The organism is Nostocoides vanveenii (assembly GCF_039531165.1).
GTDB lineage: Bacteria > Actinomycetota > Actinomycetes > Actinomycetales > Dermatophilaceae > Nostocoides_A > Nostocoides_A vanveenii.
Genome location: NZ_BAAAPN010000057.1, coordinates 212,818 through 232,157, shown reverse-complemented (window position 1 = coordinate 232,157; position 19,340 = coordinate 212,818). Strand labels below are relative to the sequence as shown.

At 69.2% G+C, this 19,340-nt stretch carries 21 protein-coding genes; 10 read left to right on the top strand and 11 right to left on the bottom strand.

Features of this window, described 5'->3' with window-relative positions; genetic code table 11:
- The first annotated feature begins 89 nt into the window (after positions 1 to 89).
- The 4 genes from ABD209_RS14040 (at position 90) to dtd (ending at position 2,991) form a co-directional block, all read left to right on the top strand.
- Positions 90 to 548: a helix-turn-helix domain-containing protein gene (locus tag ABD209_RS14040; protein ID WP_344067433.1), complete on the top strand. Its 459-nt coding sequence runs from the start codon at positions 90 to 92 to the stop codon at positions 546 to 548.
- A gap of 39 nt (positions 549 to 587) precedes the next feature.
- Complete coding sequence (locus tag ABD209_RS14035; RefSeq protein WP_344067432.1) at positions 588 to 1,289, top strand: hypothetical protein; 702 nt, start codon at positions 588 to 590, stop codon at positions 1,287 to 1,289.
- 102 nt (positions 1,290 to 1,391) lie between these two features.
- Positions 1,392 to 2,360 (top strand): asparaginase, encoded by a 969-nt coding sequence (locus ABD209_RS14030; RefSeq protein ID WP_344067431.1) that lies wholly within the window; start codon positions 1,392 to 1,394, stop codon positions 2,358 to 2,360.
- A 196-nt stretch (positions 2,361 to 2,556) separates the two neighbouring features.
- Positions 2,557 to 2,991, top strand: coding sequence for a D-aminoacyl-tRNA deacylase (dtd, locus tag ABD209_RS14025; RefSeq protein WP_344067430.1), 435 nt, complete (start codon positions 2,557 to 2,559; stop codon positions 2,989 to 2,991).
- 158 nt (positions 2,992 to 3,149) lie between these two features.
- Here the strand turns inward: dtd and ABD209_RS14020 are convergent, their stop codons facing one another.
- Together ABD209_RS14020 and ygfZ are read right to left on the bottom strand one after the other, a co-directional pair.
- The gene (locus ABD209_RS14020; RefSeq protein ID WP_344067429.1) at positions 3,150 to 3,974 is read right to left on the bottom strand and encodes a beta-keto acid cleavage family enzyme; all 825 of its coding nucleotides are present in this window, start codon (positions 3,972 to 3,974) and stop codon (positions 3,150 to 3,152) included.
- A 99-nt stretch (positions 3,975 to 4,073) separates the two neighbouring features.
- Positions 4,074 to 5,096 carry a CAF17-like 4Fe-4S cluster assembly/insertion protein YgfZ gene (gene ygfZ / locus ABD209_RS14015; RefSeq protein WP_344067428.1) on the bottom strand — a complete coding sequence of 341 codons (1,023 nt, stop codon included), beginning with the start codon at positions 5,094 to 5,096 and terminating at the stop codon, positions 4,074 to 4,076.
- A 63-nt stretch (positions 5,097 to 5,159) separates the two neighbouring features.
- On the opposite strand from ygfZ, the gene ABD209_RS14010 reads away from it, so the two are divergent.
- Entirely contained in the window at positions 5,160 to 6,176 is a 1,017-nt protein-coding gene (locus tag ABD209_RS14010) for an LCP family protein (RefSeq protein ID WP_344067427.1), read from the top strand.
- Here ABD209_RS14010 and ABD209_RS14005 read toward each other — a convergent pair whose 3' ends face one another.
- A complete protein-coding gene (locus ABD209_RS14005) occupies positions 6,177 to 6,665 on the bottom strand; it encodes a heme-binding beta-barrel domain-containing protein (RefSeq protein ID WP_344067426.1) in 489 nt (162 codons plus the stop codon).
- Between the two features lie 23 nt (positions 6,666 to 6,688).
- Between ABD209_RS14005 and ABD209_RS14000 the strand changes: the two genes are divergently transcribed.
- A complete protein-coding gene (locus tag ABD209_RS14000; RefSeq protein ID WP_344067425.1) occupies positions 6,689 to 7,051 on the top strand; it encodes a DsrE family protein in 363 nt (120 codons plus the stop codon).
- Positions 7,052 to 7,215: 164 nt separating this feature from the next.
- On the opposite strand, the gene ABD209_RS13995 is transcribed toward ABD209_RS14000, so the two are convergent.
- Entirely contained in the window at positions 7,216 to 7,989 is a 774-nt protein-coding gene (locus ABD209_RS13995; protein ID WP_344067424.1) for a hypothetical protein, read from the bottom strand.
- A 60-nt stretch (positions 7,990 to 8,049) separates the two neighbouring features.
- Positions 8,050 to 8,277, bottom strand: a complete 228-nt coding sequence (locus ABD209_RS13990; RefSeq protein WP_344067423.1) for a MoaD/ThiS family protein — start codon at positions 8,275 to 8,277, stop codon at positions 8,050 to 8,052.
- A gap of 116 nt (positions 8,278 to 8,393) precedes the next feature.
- Here ABD209_RS13990 and ABD209_RS13985 point away from each other — a divergent pair, with 116 nt between their 5' ends.
- Genes ABD209_RS13985 through ABD209_RS13970 form a run of 4 tightly spaced genes read left to right on the top strand, consistent with a single transcriptional unit; the run spans position 8,394 to position 13,257 of the window.
- Positions 8,394 to 9,092, top strand: a complete 699-nt coding sequence (locus tag ABD209_RS13985; protein ID WP_344067422.1) for a winged helix-turn-helix transcriptional regulator — start codon at positions 8,394 to 8,396, stop codon at positions 9,090 to 9,092.
- Positions 9,089 to 10,003 carry a mycothiol synthase gene (gene mshD, locus ABD209_RS13980; RefSeq protein WP_344067421.1) on the top strand — a complete coding sequence of 305 codons (915 nt, stop codon included), beginning with the start codon at positions 9,089 to 9,091 and terminating at the stop codon, positions 10,001 to 10,003. The genes ABD209_RS13985 and mshD overlap by 4 nt, the downstream gene beginning before the upstream one ends.
- A 4-nt stretch (positions 10,004 to 10,007) precedes the next feature.
- The gene (locus ABD209_RS13975; RefSeq protein ID WP_344067420.1) at positions 10,008 to 12,290 is read left to right on the top strand and encodes an RNA degradosome polyphosphate kinase; all 2,283 of its coding nucleotides are present in this window, start codon (positions 10,008 to 10,010) and stop codon (positions 12,288 to 12,290) included.
- Between the two features lie 25 nt (positions 12,291 to 12,315).
- Positions 12,316 to 13,257: an NUDIX hydrolase gene (locus ABD209_RS13970; protein WP_344067419.1), complete on the top strand. Its 942-nt coding sequence runs from the start codon at positions 12,316 to 12,318 to the stop codon at positions 13,255 to 13,257.
- An 80-nt stretch (positions 13,258 to 13,337) separates the two neighbouring features.
- Here the strand turns inward: ABD209_RS13970 and pstB are convergent, their stop codons facing one another.
- The 6 genes from pstB to ABD209_RS13940 all read right to left on the bottom strand — a co-directional run bounded on the left by pstB (position 13,338) and on the right by ABD209_RS13940 (position 19,162).
- Positions 13,338 to 14,114 (bottom strand): phosphate ABC transporter ATP-binding protein PstB, encoded by a 777-nt coding sequence (pstB, locus tag ABD209_RS13965; protein WP_324386753.1) that lies wholly within the window; start codon positions 14,112 to 14,114, stop codon positions 13,338 to 13,340.
- Positions 14,115 to 14,158: 44 nt separating this feature from the next.
- Positions 14,159 to 15,064 (bottom strand): phosphate ABC transporter permease PstA, encoded by a 906-nt coding sequence (gene pstA, locus ABD209_RS13960; protein WP_344067418.1) that lies wholly within the window; start codon positions 15,062 to 15,064, stop codon positions 14,159 to 14,161.
- Entirely contained in the window at positions 15,061 to 16,068 is a 1,008-nt protein-coding gene (gene pstC, locus ABD209_RS13955; RefSeq protein WP_344067417.1) for a phosphate ABC transporter permease subunit PstC, read from the bottom strand. Before pstC ends, pstA begins: the two co-directional genes overlap by 4 nt.
- Positions 16,069 to 16,169: 101 nt before the next feature.
- The gene (gene pstS / locus ABD209_RS13950; RefSeq protein ID WP_344067416.1) at positions 16,170 to 17,327 is read right to left on the bottom strand and encodes a phosphate ABC transporter substrate-binding protein PstS; all 1,158 of its coding nucleotides are present in this window, start codon (positions 17,325 to 17,327) and stop codon (positions 16,170 to 16,172) included.
- A gap of 207 nt (positions 17,328 to 17,534) precedes the next feature.
- A complete protein-coding gene (locus ABD209_RS13945) occupies positions 17,535 to 18,533 on the bottom strand; it encodes an inorganic phosphate transporter (RefSeq protein ID WP_344067415.1) in 999 nt (332 codons plus the stop codon).
- A gap of 5 nt (positions 18,534 to 18,538) precedes the next feature.
- The gene (locus ABD209_RS13940) at positions 18,539 to 19,162 is read right to left on the bottom strand and encodes a DUF47 domain-containing protein (protein WP_344067414.1); all 624 of its coding nucleotides are present in this window, start codon (positions 19,160 to 19,162) and stop codon (positions 18,539 to 18,541) included.
- Positions 19,163 to 19,340: the final 178 nt, after the last annotated feature.

The window sequence follows — 19,340 nt, the reverse complement described above, 5'->3', positions numbered from 1 at the left end:
CTCCCAGCGCCGGCCAGCGACGGCACGTGGCCCAGATCACGCATACGTCAGTTTGCATTTTGCTAACTGCAGCAAGCACAATAGATGACATGAACCGCAACCCGCTCGGCGACCTGGGCCAAGGCCTCGGTGACTACCTGCGTGAGCAGCGTCAAGCCGCGCGGCTGTCGGTCCGCCAGCTCTCGGAGCTCGCCGGCGTCTCCAACCCCTACCTTTCGCAAATCGAACGGGGCCTGAAGAAGCCGAGCGCCGAGATCCTCAACCAGCTGGCCAAGGGTCTGCAGGTGTCGGCGGAGTCGCTGTATGTGAAGGCGGGTCTGCTCGACCAGCAGGACGCCGACGCGCCGGCCGGACCGGACACCCGGTCGGTCATCAAGGCCGACGTGCGGTTGACCAGTCGCCAGAAGTCCACCCTGCTGGACATCTACGACAGCTTCGTCGGCCACCCGGCCGCGGCCCCGGCCGAGCAGCCGACGAAGCCCGCCCCGATCCGCAAGACCACCACGACCACAACTGCCGACCCCGCGCCGGCGGCCGGAACCAACTGACCGGCTGACGCCGGCATACGTCGAAGAAGGAGAGCCACCATGGCCACCACCAAGAAGAGCACCAGCAAGAAGTTCGACCTGCAGCGTGTTGCCGCCGAGGCGACCACCCCGGTCTACGCCTACATCGGCGCGACCGACCTGGCGATCGAGAAGGTCCGCGAGGCGGGCATGAAGGCCGGCGAGTCCGCCAAGACCCGCCCCGACGTGACCGCGCTGCTCGCCGACGTCCAGGAGGCCGCGGCCAAGTTCGTCGCCCAGGCCCAGGAAGCCGTCACCGAGGCGCCGACCCGCGCTCGCGAGCTGGCCGAGAGCCTGCAGGAGTCCTACGAGGACCTCGCCACCCGCGGCGAGAAGCTCGTCGACCGCATCCGCAACCAGAAGGCCACCAAGGACCTCGTCGACCAGGCCAAGTCCACCGTCGCGATGACCGAGGGTGTCGTCACCACCGCCAAGAAGGCCGTCGCCGATGTCGAGGCGTCCGCCAAGGCCACCCTGACGACCGGCCGCAAGGAGGCCGTCAAGCTCGCCGAGTCCATGACCGCGGACGCCGTCGAGACCGCCGCGGAGGCCAAGGAAGCTGCGAAGCGCACCGGCACGGCCGCCAAGCGGACCACCACGACCACCAAGAACCGCGCCGCCACCACCAAGTCCGCCACCAAGTCGGCCAGCACCAGCGCGCGCAAGACCGCGACCGCAACCCGCAAGGCCGCCGCGGCCGCTGCCGAGAAGGTCGGCGACTGATCTGACGATGACTTCGCGTGAGCGAAGCTGATCGGCCCTGACGCGATGGGGCCCGGAGGAGTTCTCCCCGGGCCCCATTTGCATGCCCTAATGTCGGTGGGCGTGAGTGCCCTGCCCCCCGTCCTGACCGAAGCTCCCGTCCTGGCGCGCGTCGTGCGCGGCGGTTTCACCGAGTCGGTGCACCGCGCGTCCGTATGCGTGCTCGCTCCCGACGGGAGCGTCGAGCTCGCTCTCGGCGACATCACCAGCCCGATCTTTCCGCGCTCGAGCAACAAGCCGATGCAGGCCCTCGCGATGGTCCGAGCGGGCCTGGATCTGCCCGATCATCTGCTGGCTCTCGGGTGCGCGAGCCACTCCGGGCTCCCCTACCACCTCCAGGGCGTGGACGAGATCCTCGCCGGGGTCGGCCTGACCCGGGCCGACCTGCAGAACAGCCCCGACTATCCGGTCGATCCGGTCGAGCACGACCGCGTGATCGCGGCCGGGCTGGCAAAGAGTTCGGCGATGCAGAACTGCTCGGGCAAGCACGCGGCCATGCTCGCCACCTGCCACGCGAACGGCTGGCCGACGGCGACCTATCTCCAGATGTCCCACCCCCTCCAGAGTGCGATCGCCGCGACGATGGCGCACCTCTGCGCCGAACCAGTGGCTGCCATCGCGGTCGACGGGTGCGGGGCGCCGGTGATGGCGGTCAGCCTGACCGGGCTGGCACGCGCCTTCGGCGCCCTCGCGGCCGCCGATGCGACAACGCCGGAGGGCCGGGTCGCGCACGCGATGCGGGCCTTCCCGCAGTATGTCGGCGGTGAGGGCCGCGACGTCACCGCCTTGATGCTCGGTACTCCCGGTGCGATCGCCAAGGATGGCGCCGAAGCCGTGTATGCCGTTGGCCTGGCCGACGGACGTGGCATCGCCTTGAAGGTCGCCGACGGTGGGCAACGGGCGCGCCCGGTGATCTTGGCGGAACTCCTGGCGCGCCTGGGCGTCGAGACGAACGCGGATGCCGAACTGCGGGACGCCCCGGTGCTCGGCCACGGCGTGCCCGTGGGCGCGGTCGAGGCCGTCCCCTGGTGAGCGCGTCGCGACCGCCTCAGCCTTTCCGCCCGATGCCCAACCCCTCGTTCGCACGGGAAGACTTCTCGTGCGAACGAGGGGTTTGTGGCATCGGGGGGAAGAGCTGTGATCAACCTGGACCGGGGGCGGGGACGGATGGGAGCCGGGGCGTGAGGGCGGTCGTCCAGCGGGTCAGATCGGCGTCGGGGGCGGGGGCGTGAGGGCGGTCGTCCAGCGGGTCACTTCGGCGTCGGTGGTGGTGGCCGGTGAATCGGTTGCGCAGTTCGAAGCGCCCGGCCTGCTGGTGCTCGCCGGCGTCACCCACGGCGACGGGCCGGCCGAGGTGGCCTGGCTGGCGCGCAAGATCGCCGAGTTGCGGATCATGGCGGGCGAGCGTTCGGCCGCCGAGCTCGGCGCGCCCGTCATCGTCGTCAGCCAGTTCACCCTGTATGCCGACACCCGCAAAGGCCGGCGGCCGTCGTGGAACGCCGCGGCCCCCGGGCCGGTGGCGGAGCCGTTGGTGGCGGCACTCGCGGAGGCGCTCACCGCATACGGGCTCGAGGTGCAGACCGGCGTGTTCGGCGCGGACATGGCCGTGCACCTCGTCAACGACGGGCCGGTGACGATCCTGGTGGATACCGCTACCCGCTGACCGTGGCACTCAGGCACCGGGGCAACAAGGCTGAACCGGCCTTTCGACAGGGCTCAACCGGCCCCTCGACGGGGCTCAACCGGCCCCTCGACGGGGCTCAACCGGCCTTTCGACGGGGCTGAACCGGCCTTTCGACGGGGATTGGCGAGGGGTGGAAGTCAGCGGCGCTTGATGCCCAGGAACTCCCGGGCGTCGGCCGTCGACATCGGGGGGCGCTGGAGTTCGGTGGCCAGGCGGGCCGCCCGCTCGACCAGCTCGGCGTTCGAGGCGACCTGACGGCCACGGGCATAGACGATGTTGTCCTCCATGCCGACCCGCAGGTGCCCGCCGGCGGCGAGTGCGGTGGCCAGCACGGGCAGGTGGGCACGGCCGATGCCGGTGGCGGACCAGCTCGTGACCGCCGGCGGCAAGATCGCGACTCCCGCCAGCACCGCGGCCGGCGTCCCGGGCATCCCCCCGGGCACGCCGGTCACGAAGTCGACGTGCACCTTGCCCCCGTAGGGCAAACCGTGCGCGTCGATCAGCCGGGCCAGGGAGGCGACGTGGCCGAGGTCGAAGAGTTCGAACTCCGGCACAATCTCGCGCTCCTGCGCCTGGACATAGAGGTCGCTCATGAAACCCCAGGGGTTCAAGAAGACGTCGTCGCCGAAGTTCGTCGTCCCGCACGTCAGCGAGCACGAGTCGGGTTCGGCATCCAGCACTGTCAGCCGCGTCTCGAGCGGGTCGTGCACAGATCCGCCGGTCGAGAGCTGGACGATCAGGTCGGTCTCGGCCCGGATCGCCTCCACGGAAGCCTTGAGCAGCCCGGGATCGAGGGTCGGCCGATGATCGGCATCGCGGATGTGCAGGTGGATCATCGCCGCCCCGGCAGCCTCGCACGAGCGCGCCGTGTCGACCAGCTCTGCCAGCGTGGTCGGCAGTTGCGGCACATCGGCCTTGGCGTGTTCGGCGCCGGTGGGCGCCACGGTGATCAGCGTGCTCATACGCCCATCATGCCGCGCACCGCGCGGGCCGCTGCAGCCGCAGGCAGCTCGAACGTATGCTCGCCCGCTTCCGGCCCACCCGCTGCTCTTCGCAACCCCTCAGGGCGCGACGACGACCGTCTGCGCCGCGCTCACCGAGTCGCTCGCGAGCACCGCATCGACCGGGGTATTGCGCTTGACCAGCGCCAACGCGATCGGCCCGTCCTCGTAGTGCCGCGCCACGCTCGTCAGGTGGCCGACCTGGCGCCCGTCCAGTGTCAGGGCTGCTCCGCGCGCCGGGAGCGTATGCCCAGACCCGTCCAGGTGCAGGAAGACCAGCCGTCGCGGCGGCCGGCCGAGGTTGTGGACGCGGGCGATTGTCTCTTGCCCGCGGTAGCACCCCTTGTGCAGGTGGACGGCCGTGCGCAGCCAATCGACCTCGTGCGCGATGGTGCGGTGATCGGTCTCGTAGCCGACGCGCGGCCGCCACGCCGCCACCCGGAGCGACTCGGACGCCCACCGACCGGCGAGCGGCCGCTCCCCCACCGCAGCCACGAGGTCGCCTCGCGGCACGATCAACTCTCGCCACGCGCGCCCGTGCGCGGGATGCTCCACCGGCCCGTATGCCGCGGTGTCACCGACCAGGTCGGGCCACGGATCGCGCCACGCGGCCACCCCGGCCGGATCCCCGGGCGCGTATTCGCGACCGATGGGCTCGCCGAGCACGGCATACGCCTCGGTGACCAGCGCCACCTCGACGCGCAGCAGGAAACGCATCCGCTCCAGCCACTCCACGAGAGCGGCACCCGTGCCGGGCTCGACGGTGATCCACGTGGTGGTGCCGTCATCGACCAGGTGCAGATCGTGCTCGACATGCCCCTTGGGCGAGAGAACCAGCGACTCGCGCGATGCCCACGGCGCGAGACCCTGCACATCCTGGGTGGTCATCGAGTGCAGCCACCTCAGGCGGTCCGGCCCGGTCACGGTCACGACATCGCGATCCGAGAGGTCGACCACGCCGAGGCCCTCGGTCAGCAGCCGCTGCTCGCGCATCGGATCGCCATAATGCGCGGCAACCCCGGCTTCGGTGCCGTCGCCCGCGACGGCACCGGGGCGCTGGAGGAGGGGGGAAGCGAGCGTCATACGGACATTGTCCCAGGCCGCGACGGGCGAACGAGCGACGATCCCCGCACGTACACTGAGCCGGTGCACGAGGACTTCACCGACGTCGATGAGGCTCCGCGGCCGGTTGACCGGCCCCGCCGACGCGGCCGGCGCGTGCTGGCCATCCTGCTGGGGCTGGCCTTCCTCGCCGTGGCCGGCATGGGCGGCTTCGCCCTCTTCCTCAACAGCAGGATCGGCGACATCAAGACCGACACCAGCCTGCTGCCCAAGCTCGACGACACCGGCGACACCCCGACCGACTCCAGCGGCGAGCCGCTCGTGACCGACGCCGGCGAGAACTACCTCGTGGTGGGCTCCGACGCGCGGCCCGGGGACACCTTCAGTCGCAGCGATGTCATGGTGCTCGCGCACGTCACCGAGAAGAAGGACAAGGTCTATCTCATCCATTTCCCGCGTGACCTCTATGTGAGCATCCCCGGCCACGGCAAGGACAAACTCAACGCGGCGTTCGCCTTCGGCGGCGGCGCGCTGCTCGCCCAGACCATGCAGGATCTGATCGGCGTCAAGATCGACCACGCCGCCAAGATCGACTTCCAGGGCTTCATGGCCATGACCGATGCCGTCGGCGGGGTCTCGGTCTATGCCGAGGAGGCCAGCGACGAGGGCACCTTCCAGGTGCACGTCGGCTACAACGACCTCAACGGCGCCCAGGCCCTCGCCTTCGTCCGGGAGCGCCACCAGCTCAAAGAGGGCGACATCGGTCGCGGGCGCCGCCAAATGGCCTTCATCAAGGCCCTCATGGTCAAGACGCTCACTCCGGGCGTGCTCCTGAACCCGGTGAAACTGACCAAGTTCATGAATGCCGTCACCGACAATGTCGTGGTCGACGAGACCTTGACGCCGAAGTTCATGCGGTCCGAGGCCCTGTCGCTGCGCAATCTGCGGGGCAACGACATCGTCTTCATCACCGCGCCCTTCAGCGGCTTCGGCACCGCGCCCAATGGCGGGGCGATCGACATCGTCGACGTCAAGGGTATGGAGCGGCTGCGGGTCGCCCTCCAGAACGACACCCTGGCCGGCTATCTCAAGGGCAAGTGATCAGACGCGCTTGAGCTCCGCGGAGACGTGGCTGGTCATCGGCGTGCCCACCGCGGCCATGTCCATCACCCACATCAAGTTGGAGTTGACCAGCCCGTAGAGCCGGGTGGCCGCGTTGTACTCCTTGGCCCGCGAACTGCGCAGCACCCCATCGGTTTGCAGGGTGATCCGCGCCGGCTCGACTGGCCCGTAGTAGAGCTCGAGAATGCCGGTCGGGTGGGCGAGCAGCAGCTCGGCCTCGTCGCCCGCCATCCGCCAAAAGCCACTCTCGGTCGCCGCTTGCCGCTCGATGGTCCCGTCCTCGTTGAGCAGCCACGAGCGCGAGTTCCAGCGCAGGAAAGGGCGCCCGTCGTGCTCGACGACGATCTCCTGACCGAAATTGCGCGACTCCATCGTCGGGTAACCGACGACACCCGCCCCCTCCCACCGGCCGAGCAGCCAGGCGAGTGGGGCGATGTCCGGGTGGATGCTGGCGTCGAGATCGAACATTCGCCGATCGTAGCCTTGCCCCTATGACCGCACGTCTCGTCGTCAAGCTCACCGCCGGGGCCGAAGCCCCCGAGCGCGCGAACCAGGCCCTCACCGTCGCCGCGACCGCACTGGCGAGCGGGGTCGAGGTCAGCCTGTGGCTGACCGGGGAGGCAGCTTGGCTGGCCGTCCCCGGCCGGGCGGCCGAGCTCGCCCTCCCGCACGCCGCGCCCGCCGCCGACCTCGTCGACGCCATCCTCGCCGCGGGCACCGTGACCGTATGCGGCCAGTGCGCCGCCCGCCGCGACCTGACCGACGCGGACCTCCTCGCGGGTGTCACCATCCGCGGAGCCGCCGCCTTCGTCGAGGAGATCCTGGCGCCTGAGGTCCAAGCCTTGGTCTATTAGACCGTCGAGTGGCCGGTTCAGCCTCGTCGAGTGGCCGGTTCAGCCTCGTCGAGTGGCCGGTTCAGCCTCGTCGAGTGGCCGGTTCAGCCTCGTCTTCGAGTGCACACTCCCACCGTCGAGTGCACACTGGTGGACTCGCTCCCCAAGCGGGCGCAACCGGGCGATCAGCCCAACAACAGGCGGGCCATCGCATAAGTGACCAGGCCGGCTGCGAGCAGGCCGGCGGAGGCGGTGACGGCGGCCATACCGGCTCGGCGACCACCGGGCAGATCGCGCACCGCCATCCGCGTCGCGGTCGCGACGAGCGAGGCGAGTGCACCGACGATGGCCGCGGCCCACAGCGGCGCGGCCGCGGCGAACAGCCGATCAGCACCGAGGCCGGCCAGCGCCCCGAGCGCCGTGTTGATCAGCAGGGCTGCTCCCGGGAAGCGCTCGGCCAGGTCGTCGCCGGCCACGCCGAGGGCCACACCGGCCATGGCCAAGGCGATCGGCAGGTCCACGGCGCGGACCACCGGCAGGGCGGTCAACGCCATCCCCGAGACGACCAGGGCAACCGCCGCGAGATCACCGATCAGCCCCTCGCTGACCCGTTGTCGCCCGTCACCGCGCAACAACTGCCCGAAGAACGCGATGATCACACCGATCGCGAGCACCACGGGGAAGTGCCGCAACGGCGCTCCGCCCGAGTTGTAGCGCACCGCGAGCACCGACGCAGCAGCGGTCGCCAGGATCGCAACGCGCGTCGTCAGCGGACTCAGCGTCCCGGTGACGTGCGGCCAGCCCCAGGCGAGCAGAAGCGCCGCGAGCACGACGGCCAGCACGACATAGGTCTCACCCGCCGCCTCGCACAGCACCAGCAGCATGGCCCCGAGGATCGTCGCCGAACCGGCCAGCGTGGAGCGGAAACTGGCGCCCTGGGCGACCGCGGCATGCGACACGCGCAAATACTGCCACTCCCTTGCACGCTCGCGGCACCGCCGCCGGGCAGCAGAGCGCGCTCAGCCGCCGGCGAAGGGCGGCAGCACCTCCACGACCGCGCCCGCCGGGACGGCCACATCGGAACGGACCGGGAGGCCGTCGAGGAGGATCGCGCAGACGGGCAACACCGCCGCGAGTGCCGTATGCCGTTCCCCCGCCCCCGCCACCAGCTCACCGATCGTCCCGGGCGCGACCCATTCCTCGGCGACGCCCGCGGCGGCGCGCGCCCCCGCCCAGTAACGAATCAAGACCCCCTGACCAGCGGATTCACCCCGAGGCGGGGTTGGCGGGGAGAGTCGCGCGGAGGGGTCCGGGACTCGGGCAAGGGCAGGAGGATCGGCCATCACGGCCTATCCTGCCTGTTATGGCCAGGCTTTTGCTGTTGACCAACGCGCTCGCTCCGAGCGCCGAAGTCCTGCCTGCGCTGGCGCTCCTCAGCCACAATGTCCGCATTCTCCCGGCCGAGGCGACCGCCCTGGTCAATGCCCCCAACGCCGACGCCGTCCTCGTCGATGCGCGCCGCGAACTGGCCCACGGCCGCTCCTTGTGCCGCATTCTGCGCACCACGGGGACCTCGGTCCCGGTCATCGTCATCCTCACCGAGGGCGGGCTGGCGGGCCTGACCGCGGAGTGGGGCGTGGACGATGTCCTGCTCGACACCGCCGGCCCGGCCGAGGTCGAGGCGCGCCTGCGTCTGGCCGCCGGCCGCTTGGTCGCCGACGACCCCGACGAGGACCTGCCGATCACGGCGGGCGCCTTGACCATCGACGAGGCCTGCTACGCCGCGCGTATCGGCGAGCGGACGCTCGATCTGACCTACAAGGAGTTCGAGCTGCTGAAATACCTCGCCCAGCACCCCGGACGGGTCTTCACCCGCGCCCAGTTGCTGCAGGAGGTCTGGGGGTACGACTACTTCGGCGGCACTCGCACCGTCGACGTCCACGTCCGACGGCTGCGGGCCAAGCTCGGCGGCGACTACGAGTTGCTCATCGGCACGGTGCGCAATGTCGGCTACCGCTTCGTCACCGAACCCTCGCCGAACGCCGAGTCCGCGCTGGCATGATCCCGACGCCGGTCACCACCTTGACCCAGGCGCAAGCGGCGGATGTGCGCGCCCTCGCCGCCGCAGCGGCCCGCCACGACGGCGTCCCACCGCTCTCGGAGGCCTACCTGCTGCGCCTCGACCAGCCGAACGCCGCCACCCACCTGCTCGACCGCGGCGCCTCGGGTGGGCTCGCGGCATACGGGCAGGTGGCGGCGGACGGCGCGGCCGAGTTGGTCGTCCACCCCGACGCCCGCGGGGCGGCACGCGGCGGCGGACTGCTCGCGGCCGCCGCCGAACACGGCGCCCGAGCCGTATGGGCGCACGGGGACCTCCCCGCCGCCCGAGCCCTCGCGGAGCGCTCGGGCCTGCCCCGAAAGCGCTTGCTGCTCAAGCTGCTTCGCGAGTTGACGCCCGCCGACGCGAGCGCGCCGGATGCGCTCCCGGACGGCTTCGTTTTCGACCATTTCCGGTCCGGCGACGAGGCGGACTGGTTGCGCGTCAACGCCGCGGCCTTCGCGGCGCATCCCGAGCAGGGCCGCGTCACCCGTGCCGACCTCGACCGCCTCACCGAGCAGCCCTGGTTCGACCCCAAAGGTCTGATCCTGTTGCGCGCCAAGGCAACCGGAGATCTGGTCGGCTTCCACTGGATCAAGATCGACCCGGCGGAGATCGTCGCCCTGCCCGCGGGAGGGCGCGCCCCGGCGGGTGAGGTCTATGTCGTCGGGCTGGCGCCCGAGGTCCACGGGCGCGGGCTGGCCGGTCCGCTGACCCGAGCCGGGCTGCGACATCTCGCCGCACGCGGACTGCCGGCCGTCGTGCTCTATGTCGAGAGCGACAACCTCCCGGCCCTGGCGACCTATCGCAAAGCCGGCTTCACCGATCTGGAAAGGCACGCCTCCTACGCTGTGGGCACGGTAGAGCGCACCTGACAAGATGGGTGCTATGACCACCGCCGAAATCCCCACCACGGATGTCGGTCCCCTCGCCACCGACGTCAGTGAGTTCGACCCCAACGGAGACACCTCGATCGCCGCCACCGGTGCCTCCCGGGTGCCGCTGCGAGCCGCCAACGGTCGCTTCATTCGCGAAGGCGTGATGGCCGCGCCGGCCGCCGACGGCCTGATCGACGACCGCTTCCTGGACCGGGAGATCTCCTGGCTGCAGTTCAACGAGCGCGTCCTGCACCTGGCCGCCGACCCCGATGTGCCGCTGCTCGAGCGCGCGCGCTTCCTGGCGATCTTCACCTCGAATCTCGACGAGTTCTTCATGGTGCGCGTCGCCGGCCTCAAGCGCCGGATCGCCACCGGCATCGCCGTACGCTCGGCCTCAGGGCTAGAGCCGCGCGAGGTGTTGGAGAAGATCTCCAATGTCAGCGCCGAACTGCTCGGCGCCCAGGCGCGGATCTTCCACGACGAGGTGCGCCCGGCGCTCGCCGACGAGGGCATCACGATCGTGCGGTGGGACCAACTCAGCAGCGCCGAGCAGGATGCGCTCGGCGACTACTTCCTCGACCAGATCTTCCCGGTGCTGACGCCGCTGGCGGTCGACCCGGCGCACCCCTTCCCCTATATCTCCGGTCTCTCACTCAACCTGGCCGTCGTGCTCGTCAACCCCAAGACCGGCAAGGAGCACTTCGCCCGGGTCAAGGTGCCCGAGATGTTGCCCCGCCTGGTCAAGCTCGAGGTGGCCGACGAGCCGACCGTCGACGAACTTTTCGCGACCCGCTTCGTCCCGATCGAGGACCTGATCGCGGCCCACCTGGAACAATTGTTCTCGGGCATGGAGGTCGTCGCGAGCTTCACCTTCCGGGTCACCCGCAATGAGGACCTGGAGGTCGAGGAGGACGACGCCGAGAATCTCCTGAAGGCCCTGGAGCGCGAACTCACCCGGCGCCGGTTCGGACCGCCCGTGCGGCTCGAAGTCGATGACGAGATGGACGATCACGTCCTCGACCTGCTGGTCCGTGAGCTCGGCGTGCACAGCAGCGAGGTCTACAAACTCCCCGAGCCACTCGACCTGCGCGCCCTCAACTTCGTCGCCGACATCGACCGCTCCGACCTGCACTACGAGCGCTTTGTCCCGCGCACCAACGCCGATCTCGCACCGACTGAATCGGCCAAGGCCCGCGACCTCTTCGCCAGCATCCGCAAGCAAGACGTCCTGCTCCACCACCCGTATGACAGCTTCTCCACCTCCGTGCAGGCCTTCATCGGGCAGGCGGCGGCCGACCCCCACGTGCTGGCCATCAAGCAGACGCTCTATCGCACCAGTGGCGACAGCCCGATCATCGACGCCCTGATCGACGCCGCCGAGGCCGGCAAGCAGGTGCTCGCCGTCGTCGAGATCAAGGCCCGGTTCGATGAAGAGAACAACATCTCCTGGGCCCGCAAGCTCGAGCACGCCGGCGTGCATGTCGTCTACGGCATCGTCGGTCTGAAGACCCACTGCAAGCTCTCGCTGGTCATCCGGCAGGAGGCCGAGGGGCTGCGCCGCTACTGCCACATCGGCACCGGCAACTACAACCCCAAGACGGCCCGCCTGTATGAGGACCTGGGCCTGCTGACCTGCGACCCGGTCGTCGGCCAGGACATGACCCGGCTGTTCAACCAGCTCTCCGGCCTGGCGCCGCGCAGCCGGTTCAAGCGGCTCCTCGTCGCTCCTCGCACGGTCCGCACGGGTCTGCTCGCTCGCATCGACGCCGAGATCGAACACGCCCGCTCCGGCGCCGGCGGCAGCATCGGTCTGAAGGTCAACTCGATCGTCGACGAACAGCTGATCGACGCGCTCTACCGGGCGTCGCTGGCCGGCGTCAAAGTCGATGTCTGGGTGCGTGGCATCTGCGCGATCCGCCCGGGTGTGCCCGGCCTGTCCGAGAACATCCGGGTGCACTCGGTGCTCGGTCGCTTCCTCGAGCACTCGCGCGTCTTCACCTTCGGCGCCGGCGGCAACCCGGTCGTCTACATCGGGAGCGCGGATCTGATGCACCGCAACCTCGATCGTCGAGTCGAAGCCTTGGTCGAGCTCAGCCCGGCCCACACCCAGGAGGTCCGCGCCCTCTTCGAGCGCGGGATGTCGGACACGATCGCGCACTGGGCACTCGGTCCCGACGGTCGCTGGGTTCGCCGCCACCGCAAGCCGGACGGCACCCCGGCCGACGACCTGCAGGCCTATCTGATCGAGTACTACGCCAAGAAGCGGCGCAAGGCCCGCCGATGACCGCCGACGCGTGCAGCGAGTGGGCATGCCGCCACTGAAGGCCGTCCCGGCCGCCGGCACCTTGCCGTGGCGCATCACCGACGGTGAGTTGCAGGTTGCTCTGGTCCACCGACCCCGCTACGACGACTGGTCCTGGGCCAAGGGCAAGCTCGACCCGGGCGAGGAATGGGCGGCCGCCGCGGCGCGCGAGACCTTCGAGGAGACCGCGCTGCGTGTGCGCCTGGGCCGGCCCCTGCCGGAGGCGGCCTATCAGATCTTCGACCGGGACGGCTCCTTCGCGACCAAGCAGGTGCGCTACTGGGCGGCCGTCGTCACCGGCGGCACCGGACGGCTGGCCAACGAGATCGACGAGGTTGTCTGGCTCAGTCCCAATGACGCCCACAAGCGCCTGGACTACTCCCGCGACCAGGACCAACTGCTCGCCCTCGTCGGCATGCACCGGCGCAGCGAACTCGCCACCTGGCCGTTGATCATCGTCCGGCACGCCATCGCCCTGCCCCGGTCCCGCTGGAGCCGGCAGGATTGGCTCCGGCCGCTTGACCCGCGCGGGCAAGCGCGCGCCGGAGCGCTCGCGCCGCTGCTCGCGGCATACGGACCGATGTCGTTGATCAGCTCGTCCTCGACCCGCTGTCAGCAGACCCTCGCGCCGTATGGCCGCGCTTCCCGCACCGCGCTGTCGCTGAAGGCGTCGCTCTCGGAGGAGTCCTTCGAGAAGAAGCCGCAGAAGGCGATCCGGGTGATCGAGAAGGCCTTCGACAAGGCTGAACCGGTCGCCATCTGCACGCACCGGCCGCTGCTGCCCGCGATCCTGCGCGATCTGGCCGAGCGTCCGGCGGATCCCGAGGTCAAGCAGCTGCTGGAGCAGGCGGCCGAGCACGGCATGGAGAAGGGCGAGATCATCGTCTGCCATGTCGCCGGCGCGGGCCCGGACGCGCGGATCGTGGCCGCGGAGAGCCACCTGCCCTGAGCGGTCGGTTCACGACGAACCGCGGAGCCGCTCACGCCTTGGGCATGGGCGATACCGCGGCTTCCGGCGGCCCGGCTCGATCAGCCGAAGCGGCCGGAGATGTAGTCCTCGGTGGCCTTGACGCTCGGGTTGTTGAAGATCTGGCTCGTCGAGTCGAGTTCGATGAGCTTGCCCGGCTTGCCCGTCGCTGCCAGGTTGAAGAAGGCGGTCTGGTCGGAGACGCGCGCCGCCTGCTGCATGTTGTGGGTGACGATGACGATCGTGAACTTCTGCTTCAACTCGTTGATCAGGTCCTCGATGGCGAGGGTGGAGATCGGGTCGAGGGCCGAGCACGGCTCGTCCATGAGCAGCACCTGAGGCTCGACGGCGATCGCGCGGGCAATGCACAGCCGCTGCTGCTGACCACCGGAGAGACCGGCACCGGGCTTGTCCAGCCGATCCTTGACCTCGTTCCAGAGGTTCGCGCCGCGCAACGACTTCTCCACGACCTCGTTCAGCCGCTTTTTGTCCTTGACCCCGTTGAGCTTCAGACCGGCAGCGACGTTGTCGCGGATGGTCATCGTGGGGAACGGGTTCGGGCGTTGGAACACCATGCCCACGGAGCGCCGGACGGCCACCGGGTCGACGTCACCGGCATACAAGTCCTGGCCGTCCAGAAGCACCTTGCCTTCGACGCGACCGCCGGGGATGACCTCGTGCATCCGGTTCAGCGTGCGCAGCACGGTCGACTTGCCGCAGCCGGAGGGCCCGATGAAGGCGGTGACGGCGCGGGGCGGGATGGACATCGACACGCCTTCGACGGCCTTGAAGTTGCCGTAGAAGATGTTGAGGTCGGTGACATCGATTCGCTTGGCCACGGTGGTGGTCTCTTTCCGGTGGGTCGGGCTGCTGCCGGGGGTGTCTAGACCTTGCTGCGGCTGCTGATGAAGCGGCCGAGCAGGTTGAGGATCAGGATGAGGACGATCAGGGTCAGCGAGGCGGCCCAGATCCGGTCGACCGCCGGCTGAAGCGCCTGGTCGCGGTCCTGGTTGATCATCGTCGGCAAGGTCGCCATGTTCCCGCTGAACAGATCCGAGGCGATGGCCTTGGTGTAGGGCCCGAGGATCAGCAGGGGGGCTGTCTCACCCATGATGCGAGCCAGGCCGAGCAGGATGCCGGTGACGATGCCGGAGAAGGCCGTGGGCAGGACGATCGAGAAGATCGTCTTCCACTTCGGGACCCCAAGAGCATAGGAGGCCTCACGCAGCTCGTTCGGGACGAGCTTGAGCATCTCCTCGGTCGAGCGGACGATCGTGGGGATCATCAGCAGCGTGAGCGCGAGGCAGACGAAGATCGCGGCTCGCTGCATACCAAAGGTCGTCATGAAGACGGAGTAGATGAACAGACCGGCGACGATGGACGGCACACCGGTGAGGATGTCCACCATGAAGCTGACCACCCGGGCGAGCTTGCCGCGGCCGTATTCGACGAGGTAAACAGCGGTCAGGACCCCGATCGGGACCGAGATCGCGGCGGTGACGGCACCCTGCAAGAGGGTGCCCTGGATGGCGTGCGTGGCGCCGCCGCCCACCCGGCGGGCGGTGATGCCCTGCTGGGAGTTGGTCCACCAACTCGCGTTGAGGAGAAGGTGTCCACCCTTGACGGCGACAGTCCACAGGATCCACGCGAGCGGGGCGACGGCGATCGCGAAGGACAGCGACATCACCACGGTGGCGATGGAGTTCTTGGCCGCTCGGCTGCCCGACTTGCCGCTCAGGTCGAGCGGGCGCGCGTCGGAGAGCGTGGCGGCATCGGTGACGGTGGTCATTCGGTGAACGCCTTCCTGCGCTCGATCACGACGCGCGCGATCGCGTTGACGACGAAGGTCAGGATGAAGAGCACCAGACCGGCCGCGATATAGGCGCCCGTCTTCTGCGGGCTGTCGAACTCACCGGCGCCCAGGGCGATCTTGGAGGCGAAGGTCTCGCCGCCGCCGAACAGCGACCAGGACCAGTCGGCGCCACCGGGCAGCGAGGAGATGAGCATCATGACCGCGACTGTCTCGCCAAGCGCGCGGCCCAGGCCGAGCATGGACGCCGAGATCACGCCGGGCTTACCGAAGGGCAGGACCGCGGTGCGGATCATCTCCCACTTGGTCGCCCCGAGGGCCAGCGCGCCCTCCTTGTGGGTGCCCGGGGTCTGCGCGAAGACTTCGCGCGAGAGCGCCGTGACGATCGGCAGGATCATGATCGAGAGCACCAGACCCGCCAGGAAGACGGTCGTGACCGAGCCCACCGAGGTGGTGGAGAAGATCGGGATGAAGCCGAGGTTGTTGCGCAGGAAGTCCTGCAGGCCGGAGGTCATCGGACCGAGCACGCGCAGGCCCCACAGGCCGAAGACGATCGACGGGACCGCGGCAAGCAAATCGACGGTGGCGGCCGCCGGGCGCGCCAGCCAGCGCGGCGCATACTGCGTGAGGAAGAGGGCGACGGCCACGCCGAGGGGCACAGCGATGCTCAACGCCATGAGCGAGGAGAGCACGGTCACCCAGAGCAGGCGGGCAATGCCGAAACGCGGATGGTCGCCGGAGACGGCCCACTCGGTGGAGGTGAAGAAGTTCGCTTCGTTCTTGGCGAGGGCGGGGAGGGCCTGCGAGAGCAGGAAGACCCCGATCAGGGTGACGAGGGCGACGACGATCAAGCCGGACCCGACAGCCGCGCCGCCGAAGAGCCGGTCGCCCAGCCGCCCGGCGCCTGCGCCGTCGCCGACGACCGGCGGCTCGCCGTCAGCGGGCAACTCGTCGGCGATGGAGACGCCGGTGATGCTCTGCATCCTTTTCGATCCGTTCCGTTGGACGGGATGGACGTATGCCGTTCGGCCCGGTGGCCGGCGCGACCTCCTGCAGTCGCACCGGCCACTCGGGCGTCACGAGGTCAGGACAGCGCCTCGACGGCGGCCGCGACCTTGGTCTGCACGTCCGCGGGAAGCGGGGCGTAGCCGAGCTCCTCGAGCGAGGACTGCGTCTCGGGGGTAGCGAAGAAGCTCAGGAAGGACTTGATCATGGCCTGCTTGGACGCATCGGCGTTCTTGGAGCAGACGATCTCGTAGGTGACCAGGCCGATCGGGTAGGCGCCGGCCTCCTTGGTCGCGTAGTCGAGCTTCAGGCGCAGGTCGTTGCCGGTGCCGTCGGCCTTGGCCGCCGCGATGAACTTGCCGACTGCCTCGGCGGTCAGCTCGACCGGGCCCGAGCCGTTGTCGATCTGGGCCATGGCCAAGCCGTTGTCCTTGGCGTAGGACCACTCGACGTAGGTGACGCCACCTTCGGTGGTCTTGACCGCGTCGGAGACGCCCGAGGACTTCTCCTTGCCTTCACCCTTGCCGGTCCAGACCTTGCCCGGGTCGGCCTTCCACGAGTCGCCACCGGCGGCCTTGAGGTACTTGGTGAAGTTGTCGGTGGTGCCGGACTCGTCCGAGCGGAAGAAGGGCTTGATCTCGGTGTCGGGGAGCTTGGCGTCCTTGTTCAGGGCCGCAATCTTCTCATCGCTCCACTTGGTGATCTCGCCCTGGAAGATGCCCGAGATGACCTCGGGGGTCAAGACCAGCGTGTCGACGCCGGGCAGGTTGTAGGCCACGGAGATCGGGCCGACGACCATGGGCAGGTTCCAGGCGTCGGAGTTGCAGCGCTTCTTGGCCGCGTCGACCTCGATGACGCCGTCCTTCTCCTCGGTCTTGAGGGCCGAGTCGGAGCCGGCGAAGTCGACCTGGCCGGCGTTGAACTGCTTGATGCCGGTGCCCGACCCGCTGGGGTTGTAGTTGATGGTGACGTCGGCGCACTTCTCGTTGTAGGCGGCGACGACCTCTTCGAATGCGTTTTTCTGGGCCGAGGAGCCTTCGGCGTTCAGGGTGCCACTGGGGCAGTCGGTGCTCGCCCCGGTGGTCTCGCTGCCGGCGCTCGTCGCGCCGCTGGAGGCGGTGGTGGCGCCGCCGCTGGTCGTCTCCGACGTGGTGTTGTTGTCGGAACCGCAGCCGGCCAGGGCCAGCGTGCCGGCGATGGCGACGGCCGCGACGCGGCTTCGGGTGGTGATCTGCACGGGGGTGAACCTCTCGCGTGATGCCAGTTCGTTTCTCGTGACCGGGGGTTCCCGATCACGCTGCCGACGGTAGGAAGCCTTGGTGGCGGCCCGGTCCTGGCCGGGTGAACGCGAGTTGAACAGCGAGGGAAAGACTGGAATCGCCGCAGTCTTGCGATCCGGCGCGCTGCTGGTGTGGGGGACGCGCGAACGGCGGCGCAGCACCGACTAACGGATCAGTGCACCCAACAGAGCCGAGCAGGCGGCGGCGAGCAGGCCGGCGCCGGGGAAGGTGAGCACCCAGGCAATCCCGATATCCCACACCACTCCCCATCGAACCGCCCGGAATCTGCGGGTCGCGCCCGACCCGAGGATGGCCGAGGTGATCGCCTGGGTGGTGGAGATCGGCGCCCGCAGGGCGGTCGCGGCATACAGGATGGCTGCGGCTGTCGCCTCGGCGGCGAAGCCGTGCGGCGGATCGAGGTCGATGATGCGGCGGCCGAGCGTGCGCATGATCCGCCAGCCACCGGCATACGTCCCCACCGACATCGCCAAGGCGGAGGTGAGGATCACCCAGACCGGCAGCGGTCCGTCGGCGGCCGGAAGGCGACCGCCGACGGTCAGGGCGAGCATGACCATGCCCGCGGTCTTGGCGGCGTCCTGCATCCCGTGGCCGAAGGCGACGGCCGAGGCCGAGACCGTCTGCGCCAGCCGGAACCCACGAGCGATACGCACGGGCTCCCGGTTGCGGAAGATCCACAAGATCGCCGCCATCACCAGATAGCCGCCGACCAGGCCGACGATCGGCGAGACCAGCATGGGGATGACGACCTTGTCCACGATCTCGGCCCAGCGCACCTGCACGCCGGCGGCGAGCGCGGCACCGCCGAGGCCACCGATCAGGGCGTGACTCGAGGAGGACGGCAGGCCCCGCGCCCAGGTCAGCAGATTCCAGCCGATGGCTCCCAGCAGCGCGGAAGCACAGACCGAGAGCCCCACGGCACCGGTGGGAGCGGCGATGATGTCATTGCCGACCGTCTGCGCTACCCGGGCGCCGAAGAATGCGCCGAGAAGGTTGGCACACGCGGCCAAGGCGACCGCAACCCGCGGGGTCAGGGCCCGAGTCGAGACGGACGTGGCGATGGCGTTCGCGGTGTCGTGGAATCCGTTGGTGTACGCGAAACCAAGAGCCAAAAGAACGACGGAGGCGACCGGGAGCCAATCCACCGCCGTCAGGCGCCCTTCAACGCCATGCTCTCGACGACATGGGCGACGCGCTCGAAGCCATCGATGGCCCGCTTGAGCTCGTCGATGACGCCCTTGACCTTCAGAACGCGGATGACATTGTCGGCGTTCTCGTCCATCACCTTGGCCAGCAGCCGACGGTGGTTGCGATCGCCTTCGTTCTCGAGCCGATTGATCTCGATGAGGTAGTCGCCGAGACTGCTCAACTCGCGGAGGCTGGGCATCGCGGCGGCCGTCAGATCGGCCATCCGGCCCAGGAGATCGACCTGGCGGGCAACGCCCTTGGGCAAGGCCTCGAGTTGATAGATGTCGATGAGGTCGACCGCCGCCTCCATGAAATCCATGCAGTCGTCGAGCGCATCGGCCAGGGCGTGGATGTCGGCGCGGTCGAAGGGCGTGATGAAGGAGCCGTTGACCCGGTGCAGGATGGCGTGGGTGGCTTCGTCCGCCTGGAGTTCGAGCTCGCGCATGGTAGCCACGACGTCGCCACGATCTTGCGGAGTGCTGGCGAGCAGGGCCGTGAGCGCGCGCGAGCCGCCAACCAGCAACTCCGCGCTGGCGGTAAAGAGGTCGTAGAACGTGTCGTTCTGCGGCGTCAGGCGAAATGCCACGGTCGGGCGCTCCAACGAGGGGTAACGAGCAGGAGAACTGGTCTGCTCAATCCTAGGGGCGCGGTTCAAGGCCTCAGGTGGATCGTCCGCCGGCGAGGCCCAACGGAAGGGCTGCGTGTGTCCGCATCCCGGACGACTGTCTTGGAATGCAGAACACCTGAACGTTTTCGCGCGGATC